Annotated in this window: 18 protein-coding genes; 12 read left to right on the top strand and 6 right to left on the bottom strand. The window is 64.1% G+C overall.

The window, feature by feature from the left end:
* Positions 1-22: 22 nt before the first annotated feature.
* The 4 genes from HMPREF9697_RS07760 to HMPREF9697_RS07775 all read left to right on the top strand — a co-directional run bounded on the left by HMPREF9697_RS07760 (position 23) and on the right by HMPREF9697_RS07775 (position 3,198).
* Positions 23-391: a 6-pyruvoyl trahydropterin synthase family protein gene (locus HMPREF9697_RS07760; RefSeq protein ID WP_002716632.1), complete on the top strand. Its 369-nt coding sequence runs from the start codon at positions 23-25 to the stop codon at positions 389-391.
* An 11-nt stretch (positions 392-402) separates the two neighbouring features.
* The gene (gene hemF, locus HMPREF9697_RS07765; protein WP_002716633.1) at positions 403-1,290 is read left to right on the top strand and encodes an oxygen-dependent coproporphyrinogen oxidase; all 888 of its coding nucleotides are present in this window, start codon (positions 403-405) and stop codon (positions 1,288-1,290) included.
* Positions 1,291-1,405: 115 nt separating this feature from the next.
* Positions 1,406-2,830, top strand: coding sequence for an outer membrane protein (locus HMPREF9697_RS07770; protein ID WP_002716634.1), 1,425 nt, complete (start codon positions 1,406-1,408; stop codon positions 2,828-2,830).
* Between the two features lie 146 nt (positions 2,831-2,976).
* Positions 2,977-3,198 (top strand): YodC family protein, encoded by a 222-nt coding sequence (locus HMPREF9697_RS07775; RefSeq protein ID WP_002716635.1) that lies wholly within the window; start codon positions 2,977-2,979, stop codon positions 3,196-3,198.
* Between the two features lie 29 nt (positions 3,199-3,227).
* On the opposite strand, the gene HMPREF9697_RS07780 is transcribed toward HMPREF9697_RS07775, so the two are convergent.
* From HMPREF9697_RS07780 to HMPREF9697_RS07795, 4 genes are read right to left on the bottom strand one after another with little or no spacing between them, the layout of a single operon-like run.
* Positions 3,228-4,496 (bottom strand): CCA tRNA nucleotidyltransferase, encoded by a 1,269-nt coding sequence (locus HMPREF9697_RS07780; RefSeq protein ID WP_002716636.1) that lies wholly within the window; start codon positions 4,494-4,496, stop codon positions 3,228-3,230.
* The gene (locus HMPREF9697_RS07785) at positions 4,493-4,756 is read right to left on the bottom strand and encodes a DUF6111 family protein (RefSeq protein ID WP_002716637.1); all 264 of its coding nucleotides are present in this window, start codon (positions 4,754-4,756) and stop codon (positions 4,493-4,495) included. Before HMPREF9697_RS07785 ends, HMPREF9697_RS07780 begins: the two co-directional genes overlap by 4 nt.
* Entirely contained in the window at positions 4,753-5,460 is a 708-nt protein-coding gene (locus HMPREF9697_RS07790; protein ID WP_002716638.1) for a CoA pyrophosphatase, read from the bottom strand. The genes HMPREF9697_RS07785 and HMPREF9697_RS07790 overlap by 4 nt, the downstream gene beginning before the upstream one ends.
* Positions 5,457-6,068, bottom strand: coding sequence for a DUF1285 domain-containing protein (locus HMPREF9697_RS07795; protein ID WP_002716639.1), 612 nt, complete (start codon positions 6,066-6,068; stop codon positions 5,457-5,459). Before HMPREF9697_RS07795 ends, HMPREF9697_RS07790 begins: the two co-directional genes overlap by 4 nt.
* A 200-nt stretch (positions 6,069-6,268) precedes the next feature.
* Here HMPREF9697_RS07795 and HMPREF9697_RS07800 point away from each other — a divergent pair, with 200 nt between their 5' ends.
* The 7 genes from HMPREF9697_RS07800 (at position 6,269) to zigA (ending at position 17,468) form a co-directional block, all read left to right on the top strand.
* The gene (locus HMPREF9697_RS07800; protein WP_002716640.1) at positions 6,269-7,270 is read left to right on the top strand and encodes an AAA family ATPase; all 1,002 of its coding nucleotides are present in this window, start codon (positions 6,269-6,271) and stop codon (positions 7,268-7,270) included.
* Positions 7,270-8,202, top strand: coding sequence for a DUF58 domain-containing protein (locus HMPREF9697_RS07805; protein WP_002716641.1), 933 nt, complete (start codon positions 7,270-7,272; stop codon positions 8,200-8,202). The genes HMPREF9697_RS07800 and HMPREF9697_RS07805 overlap by 1 nt, the downstream gene beginning before the upstream one ends.
* The gene (locus HMPREF9697_RS07810; protein WP_002716642.1) at positions 8,199-11,036 is read left to right on the top strand and encodes a DUF4159 domain-containing protein; all 2,838 of its coding nucleotides are present in this window, start codon (positions 8,199-8,201) and stop codon (positions 11,034-11,036) included. Before HMPREF9697_RS07805 ends, HMPREF9697_RS07810 begins: the two co-directional genes overlap by 4 nt.
* Positions 11,033-13,099, top strand: coding sequence for a hypothetical protein (locus HMPREF9697_RS07815; RefSeq protein WP_002716643.1), 2,067 nt, complete (start codon positions 11,033-11,035; stop codon positions 13,097-13,099). Before HMPREF9697_RS07810 ends, HMPREF9697_RS07815 begins: the two co-directional genes overlap by 4 nt.
* 127 nt (positions 13,100-13,226) lie before the next feature.
* Positions 13,227-13,583 carry a hypothetical protein gene (locus tag HMPREF9697_RS07820; RefSeq protein ID WP_002716644.1) on the top strand — a complete coding sequence of 119 codons (357 nt, stop codon included), beginning with the start codon at positions 13,227-13,229 and terminating at the stop codon, positions 13,581-13,583.
* An 89-nt stretch (positions 13,584-13,672) separates the two neighbouring features.
* On the top strand, positions 13,673-16,072 hold the full coding sequence (locus HMPREF9697_RS07825) for a TonB-dependent receptor (protein WP_002716645.1): 2,400 nt from the start codon (positions 13,673-13,675) through the stop codon (positions 16,070-16,072).
* A 181-nt stretch (positions 16,073-16,253) separates the two neighbouring features.
* Positions 16,254-17,468 (top strand): zinc metallochaperone GTPase ZigA, encoded by a 1,215-nt coding sequence (gene zigA / locus HMPREF9697_RS07830; RefSeq protein ID WP_172583892.1) that lies wholly within the window; start codon positions 16,254-16,256, stop codon positions 17,466-17,468.
* A gap of 3 nt (positions 17,469-17,471) precedes the next feature.
* Here zigA and HMPREF9697_RS07835 read toward each other — a convergent pair whose 3' ends face one another.
* Both HMPREF9697_RS07835 and HMPREF9697_RS07840 read right to left on the bottom strand, forming a co-directional pair.
* Positions 17,472-17,984 carry a GNAT family N-acetyltransferase gene (locus HMPREF9697_RS07835; RefSeq protein ID WP_040307857.1) on the bottom strand — a complete coding sequence of 171 codons (513 nt, stop codon included), beginning with the start codon at positions 17,982-17,984 and terminating at the stop codon, positions 17,472-17,474.
* Between the two features lie 78 nt (positions 17,985-18,062).
* Positions 18,063-18,548: an NUDIX domain-containing protein gene (locus HMPREF9697_RS07840; protein ID WP_002716648.1), complete on the bottom strand. Its 486-nt coding sequence runs from the start codon at positions 18,546-18,548 to the stop codon at positions 18,063-18,065.
* A 113-nt stretch (positions 18,549-18,661) separates the two neighbouring features.
* Here HMPREF9697_RS07840 and mbfA point away from each other — a divergent pair, with 113 nt between their 5' ends.
* Positions 18,662-19,618, top strand: a complete 957-nt coding sequence (gene mbfA / locus HMPREF9697_RS07845) for an iron exporter MbfA (protein WP_002716649.1) — start codon at positions 18,662-18,664, stop codon at positions 19,616-19,618.
* The last annotated feature ends 1 nt before the right edge of the window (position 19,619 follow it).

Consider the following 19,619-nt stretch of genomic DNA (forward strand, 5'->3'; position numbering starts at 1 on the left):
TGAGTTGGAGTAACCGTTCGTAATGTGGGAACTGACCAAATCCTTTCACTTCGAGGCCGCGCATTCGCTGTCCGGCACGACGCTTGGCGACATCAGCCAGGAAATCCACGGCCATTCGTTTCGCGCCGAGGTGACCATTCGCGGCACGCCCGATCCTGCGACCGGTATGGTGATGGACCTCGGCCTGCTGGAGCGGCGGGTCGCCGACGTGCGCAAGGAGCTCGATCATAAATTCCTCAACAAGATCGAGGCGCTCGGCCTGCCGACGCTGGAAAATCTGTCGCGCTACATCTGGGATCGCGTCCAGGGCGCGGGCGAGGTGACGCGCGTCAGCGTTCATCGCGACAGCTGCGGCGAGAGCTGCACCTATTTCGGGCCACAACCCAAATGATGGATTGAAACATGGACGTCTCCCTGCTCGAGAATCGCAAGACCACCGCCCGCGCATGGTTCGAAAAGCTGCGCGACGATATCTGCGCCTCATACGAGCGGCTGGAGGATGAAGCGCCCGCCTCGCTCTACGGCGACAAGGCGGGACGATTCGAACGCACGCCGTGGGAGCGCAGCGACCACACCGGCGCGCCGGGCGGCGGCGGCGTGATGTCGATCATGCGCGGGCGATTGTTCGAGAAGGTCGGCGTGCATTGCTCGACCGTGTTCGGCGAGTTCGCTCCCGAATTCCGCGCGCAAATTCCCGGCGCGGCCGACGATCCACGATTCTGGGCCTCCGGTATCTCGCTGATCGCCCATCCGCGCAATCCGAACGTGCCCGCAGTGCACATGAATACCCGCTTCGTCGTTACCACCAAACGCTGGTTCGGCGGCGGTGCGGACCTCACCCCAGTGCTCGACCGGCGGCGCACCCAGGAAGACCCCGATACCATTTCCTTCCACGAGGCTTTCCGCAAAGCCTGTCACGCTCACACGGCGGTTGCGCCCTACGACAAGTTCAAGAAGTGGTGCGACGACTATTTCTTTCTCGCCCACCGCAAGGAGCCGCGCGGCATCGGCGGTATTTTCTACGATTGGCTGGAATCGGGCGACTGGAATGCCGACTTCGCCTTCACCCAGGACGTCGGCCGCACCTTCGCGGCGATCTACCCTGAACTCGTGCGGCGCAATTTCGAGACGCCGTGGCAGCCCGCCGACCGCGAGGAGCAACTCGTGCGTCGCGGGCGCTATGTCGAATTCAACCTGCTCTACGACCGCGGCACCATCTTCGGGCTGAAGACAGGAGGCAATGTGGAGTCGATCCTGTCCTCCATGCCACCCGAAGTTAAGTGGCCGTAAACCACAGTTCCCACGGGCTTTGCCGTCCACTGTGGCCCGCGGGCTACATCGCGTTTCGGTAAAATCCTCTAGCTTTTGGGCAGAATCCAATTCTGGACCGGGTTTGGGGATTTTCATGAAAAAGTTTCTGTTGGGCTCCGTTGCCCTGATCGCTTTGAGCACCGCCGCCAACGCGGCCGATCTCGCTGCCCGTTACACCAAGGCGCCTCCGATCGCGCCGGTGTCGAACTGGACCGGCTTCTACGCGTTCGGCGGTTTCGGCTACGGCCTGATGGAATCCGACCAGCACTCGACGACCAATGGCATTGCCACCGCGCTCGATAGCCGCATGGGCGGACGCGGTTATTTCGGCACCGTCGGTCTTGGCTATGACTATCAGCTCACCCCGGCCTGGGTGGTCGGCGTGTTCGGCGATGCGCAATGGGGCGACATTCGCGGCAGCCTCATCGACCTGAACAACGGCATCACGGCTCGCCTGAAGAACGACGCCACTTATTCCGCTGGTGCCCGCCTCGGCTATCTGGTTGCGCCGAACGTGCTGTCCTACGTCAATGCCGGTTACAGCTACGGCCAGTTCAAGGGCGCAACCTTCGATGATGGCGTCACGACCATTGGCAGCTCGCACCGTAACGGCTGGTTCATTGGCGGCGGCGTCGAGAACGATCTGAACTTCTTCGGCATCAAAGCGCCGGGCTGGTTCATGAAGACCGAATACCGCGTCACCGAATATGAACGGAAGAACAACCTGTACACTGATGGCAGCGGCAACGGCATGTCGTTCAAGCCCTACGTGCAGACGGTGTCAACCTCGCTGGTCTACCGCTTCAACTCGCACGTGACGCCGGGCACCGACGCCGGTACGCCGTTCTATACTAAGGCAGCGCGCACCGCGGCTTACAACTGGACCGGCTTCTATCTCGCGGGCGGCGGCGGCTACGGCCTGTTCTCGGCCGACCAGCATGCCCTGTTCGGCGGCGGACCTATCAGCACCGACACCCGTTCGGGCGGCCGCGGTTACTTTGGCACCATTGCAGGCGGTTACGACTGGCAGATCAACCCGACCTGGGTCGTCGGCATCTTCGGCGATGCCCAGTTCGGCGACATCAGCGGCTCGCTGGCGGATGCAACGATCGGTATGACTGGCCGCCTGAAGAACGATACCAACTACGCAGCCGGTGCGCGCCTCGGCTACCTGATCTCGCCGAACGCACTGTCTTACGTCAACGCCGGCTACAGCCATGCCGACTTCAAGGGCGTGACGTTTGATAACGGCCTCGTCACCAACAAGTCGCACCGTGATGGCTGGTTCATCGGCGGCGGCGTCGAGAACGACCTGAACATCTTCGGCATCAGTGCACCGGGCTGGTTCATGAAGACCGAGTATCGCGTGGCCGAATACGACCGCAAGACCAGCCAAGTCTACGCTCCGGACGGGTCGCTTACCCCCCTCGGCATGACGTTCAAGCCCTACGTCCAGACGGTGCAGACCTCGCTGGTCTACCGCTTCAACTGGGGCAGCCCGCTGGTCGCGAAGTACTAAGACCGATCAGGTTCACCTAGATCAAGGAAGCCCCGGAGCATCGCTCCGGGGCTTTTGTTTTGCATTCCATGATTCTGCCACCCGCACTTTGTCGCGCCGTCACACCGCCCTGCTACGCAAGGCTTCATCTCAAAAGGAGACGAACCATGACGCTGAAAGCGGGTGATGTTGCCATTCTCAAATCGGGCGGGCAGCCGCTGACGATCGCCGCAGTCGACGGCGACAATGTCGAATGCCTCTGGATGGGTGCTGAAGGCGATCTGTTCCGGGAAACGCTGCCCGCCATCGCACTCGAAGTCGTAGAAATCGACCGGTCGGATGACGACGAGGACGAAGACGACGAAGATGATGAGGACGAAGCGGCCTGATCGGCGCGAACCTCATCTCCTGAAAAGACTCAAAGCCGGTGATCGTGCCGGAAGCGCTCCAGCGTCTGCTCGGCAATCGCGGCAACGCTCTCGGCATCAAGCGGAAAATTCGCGGCGAGCCATGCATCTTCCGCGAGCGTCAGAACATGACCGAGCGCCGGCCCCTCTTTCAGTCCGCGCGCGATGAAATCCGCCGCCTTCAATGGAAAGACTGGCGCGCTCCAGCGCCGCGTCAGCATTGCGAGATCGCGCCAGCGTGCAGCGGAGAAATCCTGTCCCGCGCGCGCCCACGCCAGCATCACGCGTTCAGTGTAACGGTCCGCGCCAAGGCGATAGATGCGGCGGCGCGCGACTTCGTCGCTCATCTCCCGCATCCGCCACCAGCGATGCCCCATCGAGTCCAGCCGCTTCGTCTCCGCGTTGGAGAGCCGCAACCGCACGGACAGGCGCTTGGCGTCTTCAGGCGTCGCGACCGTCAGCGCACCAAGGCGGCGAATGGGATCGGCGGCGAAACCCAGCATCCGCTCGGCCTCCACCATATTGGCGAACGGACCATGATAACTGACGCCCGCAGTGATGCGCCCAAGCAGGCCACCATCCTCCATCGCAACCAAAGCGTCGGCGGCGCCCTTCGCCACGACGAGCTTAAGCATTTCCATCCGCAGCCGTTCCGCTGACAGCGACGCCAATCCGTCGCGCGCGGCGATACAGGCCTCCACCGCGGCGCGATCCGGCTCGCCCTGCCCATAGGCGGCGTGAATGCGGAAGAAGCGCAGAATGCGCAGGAAATCTTCCGCGATGCGCCGCGCGGGATCGCCGATGAAGCGCACGCGCCGCGCCTCGATGTCGGCGAGACCGCCGACGTGATCGTGCACCTTGCCGTCCGCGGACAGCGACAGCCCATTGATGGTGAAGTCGCGACGCTCGGCATCCCGCACCCAGTCGCGGCCGAACGCGACCTTGGCCTTGCGGCCGTAGGTCTCGACATCCTCGCGCAGCGTCGTAACCTCGATCGGTGTGCCTTCGATCACCAGCGTCACGGTGCCGTGCTCTAGGCCGGTCGGCACGCATTTGATCCGCGCGGCGCGTGCGCGGCGCACAACTTCCTCAGGCAACGCCGTGGTCGCGACATCGATTTCGCCGACCGGGAGATTGAGCAGTGCGTTGCGTACCGCACCGCCGACGATCCGCCCTTCCTCACCGTCCGCGTTCAGAAGCGCAAGCACGCGCGCAGCCGGACCGGAGGTGAGCCACGCACCGATGATCGTGGCGGTTGGGGTAGCGGGCCGCTCGCTCATTTATCGGCCCCCGGAATGAACTTGCCGTTGTCGACATGCGCCGGCGTATAAGTTGCGCCCGGCGGCGCCCCGGAAAAATTCGCCAGTAAAACGAGACTTAAAATCACCAGCAGGCAAGCGCCGGTGGCCAGCATCACCACGATCCGCAGTGGCCATGATGAGCGATGCAGCACGTCGCGGCGGCTTGCGAAAACAAACAGCGCATAGGCCACGAACGGAATCAGGAAAATCCCGATTTCGGTCAGCAGCGGTCGGATCATGGTGTGTAGATCCGCTCATACAATACGCGCAGCATGCCTGCCGTCGCGCCCCAGATGTAGCGTTGCTCGTACGGCATTTCGTAGAAATAGCGAAGCCGTCCGCGATATTCCTTGGTACCCTGCTTGTGGTTCGCCGGGTCCATCAGGAATGCGAGCGGCACCTCGAACGCATCATCCACTTCGTCCGTGTTGATGGTGAGGTCGAAGCCCGGACGAATCCGCGCGAGTGTCGGCAGGATTCGGAAACCGAAACTCGTGGAGTAAACATCGAGATAGCCCACGGGATCGATGAAGTCGCGTGCGAGGCCGACTTCCTCCTTCGCCTCGCGCAGCGCGGCGTCCATCGGCGAGAGATCCTTTGGATCGATCTTGCCGCCGGGAAACGAAATCTGTCCCGGATGGTCGGCGAGATGACCGGCGCGCGTGGTGAGCAGAACGGAAGGCTGTTCGTGCTCGACGATACCAATCAGCACCGCCGCCTGCCGGATCGGCTTCTCGCGCGCGACGATCTCCAGCATCCAGTCGGTGCCCCGGTCGCCGGTCTTGGCGACGATGCTCGGATCGGACAATGCGGGGGGCACCTCGAAATTCAGCCGCGCGCGAGCGCGCTTGAAGAATTCCTTCGATCCCATGTCAATCGAAGCGCGGTGCGGAACCGGAAGCGCATTGGCACCCGCTTTGTCTTTCAGAAAGCTGTCGTTCAAGCCGGACCCTTTAACTGCGCGGCGTCGGCGATCGCGAAAAACGCACCGCCCGAGGCTACGCCAAAAATCTCCTCACCGCCGATCTGGCGAATCTCGCCGCGATCGACCAGTTCATAATATAGCGGCCGCGTCAGCTTTGCCCACAGGCCCGCGCGGACGTGAAGATAGGGCGCAAGACCGCCCCGCGGCGCGTCCTCGAAGCGCAATCCGTGGTCGGCATCGCAATCGACCCAGTCACCGACATTGGTGCGAAACGACAAAAGCGGCAATCCGCCCTGTTCCCCTATCCTCATTTCGACAGCCTGAAACGGCGCATCGTCCACGACGATGCCTATTTTCTCCACCGGCGTGACCAGAAAATAGCGATCGCCCTCGCGTTTCAGCACGCTGGAGAACAGCCGCACCAATGCGGGACGCCCGATCGGGCTGCCGAGATAGAACCAGGTGCCATCGGAGGCGATACGGATATCGAGCTCGCCGCAAAACGGCGGATTCCATCGTTCCACGGGCGGCAGGCCGGATGCATTGACGCGCTGCGCCGCCGACGCCAGCGCATCGAGACGCTGGCCGCTCTCCTCCGCGCCTGTCGGCTGCCCTTGCTTCGCCATTGTTTTCCCTGACCGTGCGCAATCTGGCACGATTTAGGCACGATTTTCCACATCCAAACGTTCACGCCCAATCGACGCAACGTGATGGATGTCATCCCGTTGGGCCGTTAAAATGGGGACGGTGGCGCGCGGACCGAATATTTCCCGCAGGTACGGGCTAACATCATCCCAATCCGCGAACAAAGCGGCAAGGAGCAGGAATGAACAGCGCAGATGTCGAGAAACTGGAAGACGTGATCGTTCGTTCCGCCGAGCAACTGGCGGGCAGCATCCGCGCCGCGCGTCAAGCCGTCTCCACCGTGATCTTTGGCCAGGAGCGCGTTGTGGACAACGCGCTGGTGACGATCCTTGCGGGCGGCCATGCACTGCTGATCGGCGTGCCGGGTCTCGCCAAGACCAAGCTGGTCGAGACGCTCGGCGTCACGCTCGGCTTGGACGCCAAGCGCGTACAGTTCACGCCTGACCTGATGCCGTCCGACATCCTCGGCGCGGAAGTTCTCGACGAGAGCGCGGCGGGCAAGCGCTCATTCCGTTTCATCGCCGGTCCCGTATTCGCCCAACTTCTGATGGCCGACGAGATCAACCGCGCCTCGCCGCGCACGCAGTCGGCGCTGCTGCAGGCGATGCAGGAGCAGCACATCACGGTGGCGGGCGCGCGGCACGACCTGCCGGCACCGTTTCATGTGCTCGCCACGCAGAACCCGCTCGAGCAGGAAGGCACCTATCCACTGCCCGAAGCGCAGCTCGACCGCTTCCTGATGGAAATCGACGTCGGCTATCCCGACCGCGAGGCCGAACGCAAGATTCTGTTCGACACCACCGGCGCGGAGCAGACGACGGCGAAGGCGGCGATGACCGCCGACACTCTCATCACAGCGCAGCGGCTAGTGCGCCGACTGCCGGTCGGCGATTCTGTGGTCGAGGCGATCCTCACGCTGGTGCGCTCGGCGCGTCCGGGCGAAGACGGCGGCGAGCCTGCGAAATCCATCGCATGGGGTCCGGGCCCGCGCGCGAGCCAAGCCCTGATGCTTGCGGTGCGCGCCCGCGCACTGCTCGACGGCCGCCTTGCACCCTCCATTGATGACGTGCTCGAACTCGCCGAGCCGGTCCTGAAGCATCGCATGGCGCTGACCTTCTCCGCCCGTGCCGAAGGCGAAACCGTCACCGGCGTGATCGGGCAGTTGAAAGCACGGATCGGTTGATGGCCGCGGCCCTCAAACCGGCGCTCACCGAAATCGAAGCGATCCGGCGTGCCGACGGCGAAAGCCGCTCGCTCGCCGCGTCGATGCCGCGTCTCGTGCTGGAAGCACGGCGGATCGCTGCAACGGTGATCCACGGATTGCATGGGCGGCGACGAGCAGGCACCGGCGAGAATTTCTGGCAGTATCGTCGCTTCGTCTCCGGCGAGGCGGCACAGCGCGTCGACTGGCGGCGTTCGGCGCGCGACGATCACTTGTACGTTCGCGAGCAGGAATGGGAGGCCGCACACACGGTGTGGCTGTGGCCGGACCGTTCCAGATCGATGGCCTTCGCGTCCAAGGCGGCGCGCGACAGCAAGCTCGAGCGCGCCATCGTGCTGAGCTTTGCGCTCGCTGAACTGCTGGTCGCGGGCGGCGAGCGCGTCGGCATTCCCGGCCTGATGCGGCCAAGCGCAAGCCGCGGCATCATCGACCGGATGGCGCAGGTGCTGCTGCACGATGTGTCCACACGCGACAGCCTGCCGCCGGGCTTTGTGCCCGCCTCGCTCGCCGAAATCGTGGTGCTCTCGGATTTCTGGTCGCCGCTCGACGAGATCGCGGCGATGATTGCGGGCCTGTCGGCGTCCGGCGCACGCGGCGTATTGCTGCAGATCGTCGATCCGGCAGAGGAAACCTTCCCCTATTCCGGCCGCGTCGAATTCAATGAACCCGAAGGCGGGGGCGCGATTATTGCGGGGCGCGCGCAGAACTGGAAGGACGATTACACCGCGAAGCTCGCGCAGCACCGCGACAGCATCCGCGCGGAAACCGCACGGCGCGGCTGGCTGTTCTCCACCCATCGCACCGACCGTTCCGCTGCTGAACTGCTCTTGTATCTGCATCAGGCGCTTGCCGCGTCGCGCGAAGGCAACGCCAGATCGGGATGGCCGGCATGACCGGATTGCCGCTCTCCTTCACCGAACCGTGGCTGCTCGCAGGGCTGATCGCCCTGCCCGCGCTGTGGTGGCTGTTGCGCGTGATCCCGCCGCGCCCGGTGAAGGTCGACTTTCCACCGACCCAGCTGTTGCTCGACATCAAGCCCCGCGAGGAAACACCGTCGCGTACGCCGTGGTGGTTGACAATGTTGCGGCTTCTCGCTGCGGCGTTGGTCATCTTCGCCGCCGCAGGACCGGTCTGGAATCCGAAGGGCGGCGCGGGCGCATCCTCAGGCCCGCTGGTGATCCTGCTCGACGACGGCTGGAGTGCGGCCGCAAGTTGGGAAGCGCGCATCCGCTCCGCCGATGAACTGATCTCGCAGGCCGATGCATCCCGCCGCGCGATCGCGCTCGTGCCTCTGTCCGAACCTGCACGCGACATCAGCCTGATGCCCGCAGGCACCGCGCGCGTCGCGCTGCGTCAGTTCGCGCCGAAACCCTACGGCATCGACCGCAGCATCACGCTCCCGCTCATCAAGCGTTTTCTCGGTGAGATCGGCGACGCCAGCATCGTCTGGCTTGATGATGGAATCGATAGTGGGCGCGGCGCAGACTTCGTGGGCGGCTTGCGCGACGCCATCGGTGACCGCGCACTGACGATCTATGAGGGTGGCACGCCGCCCGCGCATGCGCTCGCCGCCGCCGAGAATGCTGCCGCGAAAATGACCGTAAAGGTGCTGCGCGCGAGCGGCGGTATCGAGTCCGGCATCGTGCGCGCGCTTGACCAGAAGGGCGCGCCGATCGGCGAGACACGTTTCGCGTTCGACGCCGCCGCGCACGAGACCGAAGCAGCGTTCGATCTTCCGGTCGAATTGCGCAACGATATCGCGCGTCTTGAGATCGCAGGTGAGCGTTCCGCGGGCGCCGTTCAGCTTCTCGACAAGCGATGGCGGCGGCGCGCCATCGGCATCGTCTCCGGCGCCAGCACCGATATCTCGCAACCCTTGCTGGCCACGACCTTCTATCTCACCAAGGCGCTTGCACCGTTCGCCGATGTGCGCACAGCAGAACACAGCGCGCCCGACGACGCGATCAAGCAGTTGCTCGATCAGAAAGTGCCGATGCTGATCCTCGCAGATGTCGGCACGCTGTCACCGGAATTGCATGCGCGGCTCGACGACTGGATCGCGCAAGGGGGCGTGCTGGTTCGTTTCGCAGGGCCTCGCCTCGCGGCCGGCGACGACGATCTGGTGCCGGTAAAGCTGCGGCGCGGCAACCGTAGCCTGGGCGGTACGCTGACGTGGGAGAAGCCGCAACACCTCGCGGCCTTTGCAGCTGATGGACCATTCGCCGGTTTGCCGGTACCTGACGACGTCACTGTGACGCGGCAGGTGCTCGCAGACCCCGATCCCGCGCTCGCCTCAAAGGTCTGGGCCTCGCTTGCCGACGGTACGCCGCTCGTCACTGGCGAACGGCGCGGCAAAGGCGTGCTCGCGCTATTCCACGTCAGCGGCGACACCCGGTGGTCGGATTTGCCGCTGTCCGGCACGTTCGTCGAAATGCTGCGCCGGATCGTCGACATGGCGGGTTATGCGGATGTCGCCGGAAGCAGCTTCAATTCCGACACCAAGGTCGAGACGGTGGCGCCGACGCGCGTCCTCGATGGCTTCGGCGCCTTCACCGCGCCACCCTCCACCGCCAAGCCGGTGAAGGCCGATTATCGCGGCCGCGCCAGCCTCGATCATCCGCCCGGATTCTACGGCCCGGTCGACGGTCCCGTTGCAGTGAATACGCTCGCAGCCACCGACCGCCTGACGCCGCTCGATACGTCATCGCTCAACGCGACACGCGCGAGTTACACTAACGCCGAACCGCGCGACCTGCGCGGGACCCTGCTCTCGCTCGCGCTTCTGCTGTTCGTTCTGGATGCGATCATCATCGCTATCCTCGGTGGCGCAATCGCCGGATTGCTGCGGCGGCGCACCGTTACCACGGCGCTCGCTCTGGCTGTTATGCTGAGCGCGTTTGGTCCGCACGCTCTCGATGCGCAAACCCCGCCCGCGAAACCTGCGGCAACCTCGAACGCCGCCAAAGACGACTTCGCCATCAAGGCGGTATCGCAGACGCACCTCGCCTATGTCGTCACTGGCAATGCCGAGGTGGACAACATCGTCAAGGCGGGCCTCAGTGGCCTGTCGCTGTTTCTCGCGCAGCGCACGGCACTCGAGGCGGGCGACCCGATCGGCGTGGATCCGGCCAAGGACGAACTCGCATTCTTCCCGCTGATCTACTGGCCGGTGATCGCGGACGCGCCGAAGCCATCGCAGGAAGCGATCAACAAGCTCGACGCCTACATGAAGAACGGCGGCACGGTGCTGTTCGACACCCGTGACGCGATCGACGCGCCGCCGACCTCGAACGGAGAATCGCAGACGCCGGGCATGATGGCGCTGCGGCAGATCCTATCATCGCTCGACATTCCCGAACTGGAGCCGATCCCGCGCGAGCATGTGCTGACGAAGACTTTCTATCTGCTGCGCGATTTTCCGGGCCGCTTCACCTCGGGCCAGACCTGGGTGGAAGCGCTGCCGCGCGATGGCGACGATGACGGCGTGGAACGCCCCGCGCGCGGTGGCGACGGCGTCTCGCCCATCATCATCACCTCCAACGACCTCGCCGGTGCGTGGGCGCTGCGGCCCGACGGCCAGCCGATGCTTCCGCTGACACCGGGCGAGCCGCGCCAGCGCGAATTCGCGTTCCGGGCTGGCGCCAACATCGTGATGTACACCCTGACCGGCAACTACAAGGCTGATCAGGTCCATGCCCCTGCTCTGATTGAAAGGCTCGGGCAATGACGCAGTACGGCATCGCGTTCACCCCCCTGGTCCCCATGTTCGTGCTGTGGCTCGGGCTTGCGGCGACGCTTGTCATCGTGGCGGTCTCGCTGCTGCGTCGCGCGCGCGGTGCGTTGTGGCGCACAGCCGCGCTGGCCATGATCCTGCTCGCGCTCGCCAACCCCTCCTTGACCCGCGAGGCGCGTGAGCCGCTCTCCTCGGTCGCCGCCGTCATTGTCGACAAAAGTCCAAGCCAGAGCTTCGGCGACCGTGCCAAGCAGACCGACCGGGCGCGCGACGCGCTGCTTGAGAAGCTGCGCGCCATCAAGGGCCTCGACGTACGGGTGGCCGACGCCGGACAGGCGGATGGCGAGACCGACGGCACGAAACTGTTCTCCGCACTCTCGGCCACGCTCTCCGATGTTCCAACCGACCGCATCGCGGGCGCGTTCTTCATCACCGACGGACGTGTGCACGACGTTCCGGCCAATGCCGCAACACTCGGCTTCCAGGCGCCGGTCCATGCGCTCATCAGCGGCCATTCCGGCGAGCGCGACCGCCGCATCGCCATCGTCTCCGCGCCGCGCTTCGGCATCGTCGGGCAGGCGCAGACCATCACCTTCAAGCTCGACGATCAGGGGGTGACGGGCGAGCGCGCCGAGGTCACCATCCGGCGGGACGGCGAAGTGCTGAGCCGCCGCACGCTGACGAGCGGCGAGACCGGGCGCATTCGGCTCGAGATTCCCCATGCAGGCCAGAACATCGTCGAGATCGAAGCGTCGCCTCTCGAGGGCGAACTGACGCCGGTGAACAACCGCGCCGTGGTTTCGATCGACGGCGTGCGCGACAAGCTGCGCGTGCTGCTCGTCTCCGGCGAACCGCATGCGGGCGAGCGCACCTGGCGCAACCTGTTGAAGTCCGATGCAAGCGTCGATCTGGTCCACTTCACCATTCTGCGTCCGCCGGAGAAGCAGGACGGCACGCCGATCAACGAATTGTCGCTGATCGCCTTCCCGACGCGCGAACTCTTCCAGCAGAAGATCAACGAGTTTCAGCTCATCATCTTCGATCGCTATGCCCGACAAGGTGTTCTGCCGACTGCATATTTTGACAACATCACGCGTTACGTGAAGAACGGCGGCGCAGTCCTCGTGGCGGCCGGACCGGACTATGCCAGCCCGACCTCGATCTGGCGCACGCCGCTCGACGCCGTACTGCCGGCCGAGCCTGTCGACGTCACCGAGAAGGCCTTTCACGCCCGCCTGACCGACATCGGCAAGCGCCATCCGGTCACGCGCGGACTACAAGGTGCGGCGAGCGACCCGCCGCATTGGGGCCGGTTCTTCCGCATCGTCGATACCCGCAATCCCACCGTGCCGCCGGTGATGGAGGGTGCGAACGGCGAGCCGTTGTTGCTGTTGTCGCGGCAGGGCGAAGGCCGCGTCGCGCTGCTGCTCTCGGATCAGATCTGGCTGTGGGCGCGCGGCTATGAAGGCGGAGGGCCGCACCTCGACCTGCTGCGGCGGCTGTCGCACTGGCTGATGAAGCAACCCGAACTCGACGAAGAGGCGCTGCGGCTGAAAACGCAAGGCCACGATCTCGTCGTCACGCGCCAGACCATGGCCGACACCGTCAAGCCCGTGACGGTGACATCACCTTCAGGCAAGATCCGCGAGGTCACGCTCGCCGCAAGCGAGCCCGGCGTGTGGCGCGCAACGCTTCCCGCCGACGAACTCGGCCTGTGGCAGGCAACCGATGGCTCACTGAAGGCGCTCATCAGCGTCGGGCCGACGAACCCGAAGGAATTCTCCGAGGTCACCTCGACGACACAGACCCTCGCGCCGCTGACCAAAGCAACCGGCGGCGACACGCGACGAATTTCAGAATCCGGCACCGTCGAACTGCCGCGCATTCTGCCGATCCACGGCTCAACCGTGTTCGAGGGCTCCGGCTGGCTCGGCCTCAAGATGCGCGATGCCAGCGTGGTGCGCGGCATCGGCGCCTTCCCGGTGTTCGCAGGCCTGATCGGGCTCCTGCTGCTGCTCGGCGCCTTCGCAGCCACCTGGGTGCGCGAAGGACGGTAACCGCAAAGCCACAGATGGCGACGGCCTGCGCCGCCATCCCCAGCGCCAGATTGACATCCCCGGAACTTCCGATGTTACATTGTAACATCCGGTGACCTTAAGTCCCGGCATGGGGAATTTGTCTGTCATGGACTGGGTTCGGTCGAAAGCCAAACGGCTGTCGTTGCTGGCGCTCTTCGCGCTGGCGATGCAGATCGGGCTGTCGTTCGGCCACACCCATGTCGCGGCGTGGTCCGCCGATCGGATCCAGATCGCCGCCAATTCCTCGACCGGCGGTCCTTCCGCCCATCACGACGCCGACGCGATCTGCGCAGTTTGCGTCACCGCCGCGATGGCGGCGAGCGGCCTGCATGCGGCCGCACCCGTGCTGCCGCTTCCTGCGTCGTTCTCGACCGTCGCCTTCGCGCTGCAGGCACTCAACGACGCGCCGCCCGCGCGCACCGCTGCATTTCATTCGCGTGCCCCTCCCCCCGTCCTGACCTGACCTCCATTACGGCCGTTTTCCAGCGGCCGCATTTCAATCACCCGCGACCGCTGCCGATGTGCAGTTCGCGGTGTCAGGATCAGTTCAAGATGTCCCGTTTCCACCTTCGCGCTTCGCTCGCCAGCGCCTCGGCGATTTCGCTTGCCGTGTTCGGCCATTCCGTCCACGCGCAACAGGCGACGCCGCCCGCGGCCCCACCCGCTTCAACGCCCGCGCCTGCCGCTTCTTCCGGCACGGTGCTGCCGGAAATCATGGTGCATGCACCGAGCCCCATCGACCATCACAGGCATCGCCCTGTCGTCGCGGCGAGGCACGGCAGCGGCTCGGCGCGCGCTCACGGCAAGCCGAAAGAAAAACCTGCCGCGCCCGCTGTTGCCGAGAACGCGCCTGCGCCTGCACCATCGCAGGGCGCGCTGCCGATCGTCACCGATCAGTTCGCGACCGTGACCGTTGTGCCGAACGAAGAAATCCGGCGCAGCGGCGCGCAGACCTTCGGTGACCTGCTCAACGACAAGCCCGGCATCACCGGTTCGTCCTTCGCGCCGGGCGCATCAAGCCGTCCGATCATCCGCGGCCTCGACGTCAACCGCGTCGGCATCGTCGAGAACGGCATCGGCAGCAACGGCGCATCCGATCTCGGCGAAGACCATTTCGTGCCGATCGATCCGCTCACCACCAATCAGGTCGAGGTGATCCGTGGCCCGGCCACGCTGCGTTACGGCTCGACCGCAATCGGCGGCGTGGTCAGCGCCGTCAACAACCGCATTCCTGACGCACTGCCCTGCAACCCGGTAACGCCCGCGCAAACCTGGGGCTACGACGTGAAGGCGCCGCCTTCGACATCCGGCTACTGCGCCAATTTCGAAACGCGCGCGGGCTATTCCAGCGTCGACAACGGCCGTGAAGGCGCGGTACTGCTGGATGCGGCAAGCAGCAACTTCGCGATCCATGCCGACGGCTTCGACCGTAAGACCGATAATTACGCGATCCCGAATTCGCCCTACCGTTTCGATCCGACGCGGCCCTTCAACGGCACGCAGCCGAACTCCGGCACGCGCTCCTACGGCGGATCGGTCGGCGGCACCTATTTCTTCACCGGCGGCTATATCGGTGCGGCGATCCAGCAGAATAATTCGCTCTACCATATCCCCGGCATCGACGGCGAAGAGCACAACACGCGCATCGACGCCAAGCAGACCAAGTTCACAGCGAAGGGCGAGTATCGTCCGGACGCGGCCGCAATCGACGCGATCCGCTTCTGGGTGGGCGCGACGGACTACAAGCACAATGAAATCGGCCTCGGCGACGACGGCACCGACGGCGTGCGCCAGACTTTCACCAACAAGGAGCAGGAAGGCCGCCTCGAGGTGCAGTTCGCGCCTGTGAATGTGAAATTCGCAACGATGACCTCGGCCGTCGGCGTGCAGGCCTCACATCAGGAACTGACTGCGCCGAGCCCTGACGACATCGGCAGCCCGTTCAATGGCCTGTGGGATCCGAACAGCAACACCCGCGTCGCCGGTTACTCGTTCAACGAATTCGCTTTCAACAACACCACCAAGGCGCAGATTGCGGGCCGCATCGAGCACGTCAACCTCTCCGGCTCGACGCCGTCCTTCATTCCAGAGTTGTTCAACGACACCTCGGCTATCGGACCTGCGGTCGCGCGCAATCTCTCCTTCACGCCCGCGAGCGGCAGCATCGGCCTGATCCATAACCTGCCCTACGGCCTCGTTGCCAGCATCACCGGGCAATACACTGAACGCGCGCCGAAGCCTGCCGAACTGTTCTCGCGCGGCGGTCATGATGCGACAGTCACGTTCGACATCGGTAATCCGAACCTGAAGGTTGAGACCGCGAAGTCAATCGAGATCGGCCTGCGCAAGAACACCGGGCCGCTCCGGTTCGAACTGACCGGCTACGACACCCACTTCGATGGCTTCATTTACCGCAATCTCACCGGCAACACCTGCGACGGCACGGCGTGCGTGGCGAACAACAGCCTCGAACTCAATCAGGCGATCTACTCACAGCGCAACGCGCATTTCCGGGGCGCGGAATTCCAGTTCCAGTACGACGTGATGCCGCTGTGGTTCGGAACGTTCGGCGTCGAAGGGCAGTACGATATTGTCCGAGCAACGTTCGACGACGGCAGCAACGTGCCGCGCATCCCGCCGCAACGGCTCGGCGGCGGCGTCTACTATCGTGACGCCAACTGGCTCGCGCGCGTCAACCTGCTCCATGCCTTCGCGCAGAACGACATCGGCGGTATCGAAACATCAACGCCGGGCTACAACCGGCTGAAGGCCGAACTGAGCTACACGACCAAGCTCGCCAAGACCGACTGGTGGGGGGCGCAGGAAGTTCGTGTCGGCATCGTCGGCGACAACCTGCTCAACGAGGACATCCGCAACGCGGTGTCCTACACAAAGGACGAAGTGCTGCTGCCGGGCCTCGGCGTGCGGCTGTTCGCCAACATCAAATACTGAGGCTCTCTCAAGCCTGAGCAAAACGGCCGCCCACGGGCGGCCGTTTTCGTTGGGGGTCTTCTTGCATTTGAGGCTTCTCTTGACATCTAAGGCATAAAGTATGTTATGTTATAACATAACATATGAGGAACGATGTCCTATCGCTCCAGGCTCGATGCCCTACACAGGCTCTTTGATTTCGATGCAAAAACTCCCCGTCACAGTCTTGTCCGGCTTCCTCGGTGCGGGGAAGACCACGCTGATGAACCATGTCCTCAACAATCGCCGCGGTCTGAAGGTGGCGGTGATCGTCAACGACATGAGCGAAGTCAATATCGATGCCGATCTGATCCGTGAGGGCGATGCCAACCTGTCGCGCACGGACGAGAAGCTCGTCGAGATGACGAACGGCTGCATCTGCTGCACGCTGCGCGACGATCTTCTGAAGGAAGTCCGCCTGCTCGCCGAAAGCGGCCGCTTCGATTATCTGCTGATCGAATCGACCGGCATTTCCGAGCCCTTGCCCGTCGCCGCGACGTTCGACTTTCGCGACGAAAACGGCGACAGCCTGTCCGACGTCGCCGCGCTCGATACCATGGTCACCGTCGTCGACACAGTGAACCTGCTCAGGGACTACGCATCGGTCGAGTTTCTCAAGGATCGCGGTGAATCCGTCGGCAACAATGACAAGCGGACCCTGGTCGATCTGCTCGTCGAACAGATCGAGTTCGCTGATATCGTCATTCTCAACAAGATCGACGCTGCGAGCGCCGGGCAACGTGACGCCGCGCGCAAGATCGTCCGCGCGCTCAATCCCGATGCCGATATCATCGAGACCAATTACGCGCGCGTGCCTTACCATCGGGTGCTCAATACAGGCCGGTTCAATTTCGAGCGCGCGCAACAGCACCCGCTATGGGCCAAGGAGCTCTACGGCTTCGCCGACCACGTGCCGGAAACGGAGGAATACGGCGTCACGAGCTTCGTGTATCGCGCGCGCCGCCCGTTCGAACCGGTCAAATTCCAGCAATTCCTGCGCGAAAGCTGGCGCGGCGTGATCCGTGCCAAAGGGCATTTCTGGCTGGCGACGCGCCCGCAATGGCTCGGTGAGCTGAGCCAAGCCGGCGCCATCGTCAAGACCGAGGGGCTCGGCTTCTGGTGGGCGAACGTGCCGGTGGAGCGCTGGCCCAACGATCCGTTCTGGCGCCAGACGTTGAAGAAGAACTGGAACGATATTTACGGCGACCGCCGTCAGGAAATTGTATTCATCGGGACGGGCATGGACGAGGACGCAATCCGCGCGCGGCTCGATGCCTGCCTCGTCAACGGCAAGTCCGGAATGCACACCGATGAATGGTCGGCGTTGCCGGATCCGTTTCCGCGCTGGCTGCGTGCGGACGAGATCCCGGCCGAGTGAAGCTTACGGCGCCGCACGCCAGTCCGGACGGATCGCGCCGCTGACGCCCTCGAATGCACCCTCTTCCAACTCGCGTACCAGAAGCCGCGCCGGGTCCACAGGGCCCGGCATCGCAGTGATGCCGCTCGGAATCCGCTTGAAGCCCATGCGGCTGTAATACGGCTCGTCCCCCACCAGCACGACAAGGCGATGGCCTTTCGCTTTCGCCTGGTTCAGCGCGTGCTCCATCAGCGCGCCTCCGATGCCGCGCCCCCGGAACGGCGGCTCGACGGTCAGCGGCCCGAGCAGCAGCGCGGGTGTGTCGCCGATACAGATCGGCAATTGCCGTACCGAACCGACCAGCAGCGTGCCGATGCGTGCGGTGAACGACAGGTCGAGCAAGTGACCGACATGCTCGCGCAGCCGGTAGGCGCTGAGAACGAAACGGCCGGGGCCGAAGGTACGCTGGTGGAGCCGTTCGATCGCCTGCGCGTCGTTCGGCGTCTCGGCCAGAATGGTGAGAGAGAGATCGGTCATCGCCCGCGCGAATAGCATTTGCCGCGCCGCCGGTCCATCGGCCAGTTTTCCGACGGGAGGCGGGTTTGGCTTCGCCCGTTAACTCCAGTCCGCCGGAATTGTCCTGTTTTCGAGCACTTCGGCAATCCTTGACCGCGTCCCCCGCGTGGTGTCGGGCGGCAGATCGGCAGGATCGAAGAAGCCGCAGGCAATAATCTCGTGGTTCGGCTCCGGCATTCTCTCCTGACGAAAATCGCGCACCACATAGACCGCAACATGATCGCGGCGCGAGACATGGCGGTTGAAATAGACGCCATGCAGGCGCGGCTCGCCGGTGAGTTCGATGCCGCCCTCCTCGTGCAACTCGCGCCGCAGCGAGTCGATGATGGTTTCGCCCGTCTCCACTCCACCGCCCGGCAGATGCCATCCGGCGACGTAGCTGTGCTTGACCAGAAAGACGTGCCCCCGGGCATCGAGCACCACCGCACGGGTGCCCAGCGTCATGCCGCGCGCGAACCGCGCATAAAAATGAAACACACGGCGGATCACCGGCTCGAATCTCAGCCGCAGTGACTGGAGGTTCATCGAAAAATCCTGCGAATGGAAATCATCTGCGAACCCCTTGCGTCTTGCTGCTTGCGCCGCGGCGGACTGCTTGCCACAACCGTTTTCACTGCACGCTCAAGGATATCCTTGCGATGAAGAAATTTGCGGATCTGACGGAGCGCGAGATGCTGGCGCTCGCCATCTCCAACGAGGAGGACGACAGCCGTATCTATCATGGATTCGCCGAAGCCCTCGCCGAACAGTTCCCTGCCTCCGCCGCGATCTTTACGAACATGGCGAGGGAAGAAGAAGGCCATCACGACCGCCTGCTCGAACTCTACCGGAAGACCTTCGGAGATTATCTGCCGCTGGTGCGGCGGCAGGATGTCTCGGGCTTCATCAAGCGCAAGCCGCTGTGGCTGATGCGGCCACTCGGTCTCAATGCGGTACGCCAATATGCGGCCCAGATGGAAGTCGAGGCCGCGCAATTCTATCGCAAGGCCGCCGATACCACGCACGATGCATCACTCCGCACATTGCTCCTCGGCCTCGCCGAGGAAGAAGAACGCCACGAGGCGCTCGCCGAGGAATTGACCGAGCAGCACCTGACGCCCGATGCGCTCGCCGCCGAGACCGAAACCCAGCGCCGTACTTTTCTGCTGCAATACGTCCAGCCCGGTCTGGTCGGATTGATGGATGGTTCGGTCTCGACACTGGCGCCCCTGTTCGCCGCTGCCTTCGCCACCCACCAGCCGTTCGCGACATTCCTGGTCGGGCTTGCGGCGTCCGTAGGCGCCGGCATTTCGATGGGCTTTGCCGAGGCGCTGTCGGACGACGGAGCGCTGACCGGACGCGGCTCGCCATGGATCCGCGGCACCGTCTGCGGCCTGATGACCACGCTCGGCGGCCTCGGCCACACGCTGCCCTACCTCATTCCCGACTTCACCATCGCGACCACGCTGGCCGTGATCGTCGTCGTGATCGAACTGGCGCTGATCTCGTGGATTCGCCATCGCTTCATGGACACGCCTTGGCTACAGGCTACATTCCAGATCGCAGTCGGCGGAACGCTGGTGTTTCTCGCCGGCATCCTGATCGGAAGTGCCTGAC

The organism is Afipia felis ATCC 53690 (genome assembly GCF_000314735.2).
Taxonomy (GTDB): Bacteria; Pseudomonadota; Alphaproteobacteria; order Rhizobiales; family Xanthobacteraceae; genus Afipia; species Afipia felis.

Coding starts and splice junctions, on each gene's coding strand:
- mbfA (WP_002716649.1), top strand. CDS start 18,662: ATGAAGAAATTTGCGGATCTGACGGAGCGCGAGATGCTGGCGCTCGCC.
- HMPREF9697_RS07760 (WP_002716632.1), top strand. CDS start 23: ATGTGGGAACTGACCAAATCCTTTCACTTCGAGGCCGCGCATTCGCTG.
- HMPREF9697_RS07820 (WP_002716644.1), top strand. CDS start 13,227: ATGGACTGGGTTCGGTCGAAAGCCAAACGGCTGTCGTTGCTGGCGCTC.
- HMPREF9697_RS07785 (WP_002716637.1), bottom strand. CDS start 4,756: ATGATCCGACCGCTGCTGACCGAAATCGGGATTTTCCTGATTCCGTTC.
- HMPREF9697_RS07795 (WP_002716639.1), bottom strand. CDS start 6,068: ATGGCGAAGCAAGGGCAGCCGACAGGCGCGGAGGAGAGCGGCCAGCGT.
- HMPREF9697_RS07840 (WP_002716648.1), bottom strand. CDS start 18,548: ATGAACCTCCAGTCACTGCGGCTGAGATTCGAGCCGGTGATCCGCCGT.
- HMPREF9697_RS07775 (WP_002716635.1), top strand. CDS start 2,977: ATGACGCTGAAAGCGGGTGATGTTGCCATTCTCAAATCGGGCGGGCAG.
- HMPREF9697_RS07825 (WP_002716645.1), top strand. CDS start 13,673: ATGTCCCGTTTCCACCTTCGCGCTTCGCTCGCCAGCGCCTCGGCGATT.
- HMPREF9697_RS07810 (WP_002716642.1), top strand. CDS start 8,199: ATGACCGGATTGCCGCTCTCCTTCACCGAACCGTGGCTGCTCGCAGGG.
- zigA (WP_172583892.1), top strand. CDS start 16,254: ATGCAAAAACTCCCCGTCACAGTCTTGTCCGGCTTCCTCGGTGCGGGG.
- hemF (WP_002716633.1), top strand. CDS start 403: ATGGACGTCTCCCTGCTCGAGAATCGCAAGACCACCGCCCGCGCATGG.
- HMPREF9697_RS07815 (WP_002716643.1), top strand. CDS start 11,033: ATGACGCAGTACGGCATCGCGTTCACCCCCCTGGTCCCCATGTTCGTG.
- HMPREF9697_RS07805 (WP_002716641.1), top strand. CDS start 7,270: ATGGCCGCGGCCCTCAAACCGGCGCTCACCGAAATCGAAGCGATCCGG.
- HMPREF9697_RS07780 (WP_002716636.1), bottom strand. CDS start 4,496: ATGAGCGAGCGGCCCGCTACCCCAACCGCCACGATCATCGGTGCGTGG.
- HMPREF9697_RS07800 (WP_002716640.1), top strand. CDS start 6,269: ATGAACAGCGCAGATGTCGAGAAACTGGAAGACGTGATCGTTCGTTCC.
- HMPREF9697_RS07835 (WP_040307857.1), bottom strand. CDS start 17,984: ATGACCGATCTCTCTCTCACCATTCTGGCCGAGACGCCGAACGACGCG.
- HMPREF9697_RS07770 (WP_002716634.1), top strand. CDS start 1,406: ATGAAAAAGTTTCTGTTGGGCTCCGTTGCCCTGATCGCTTTGAGCACC.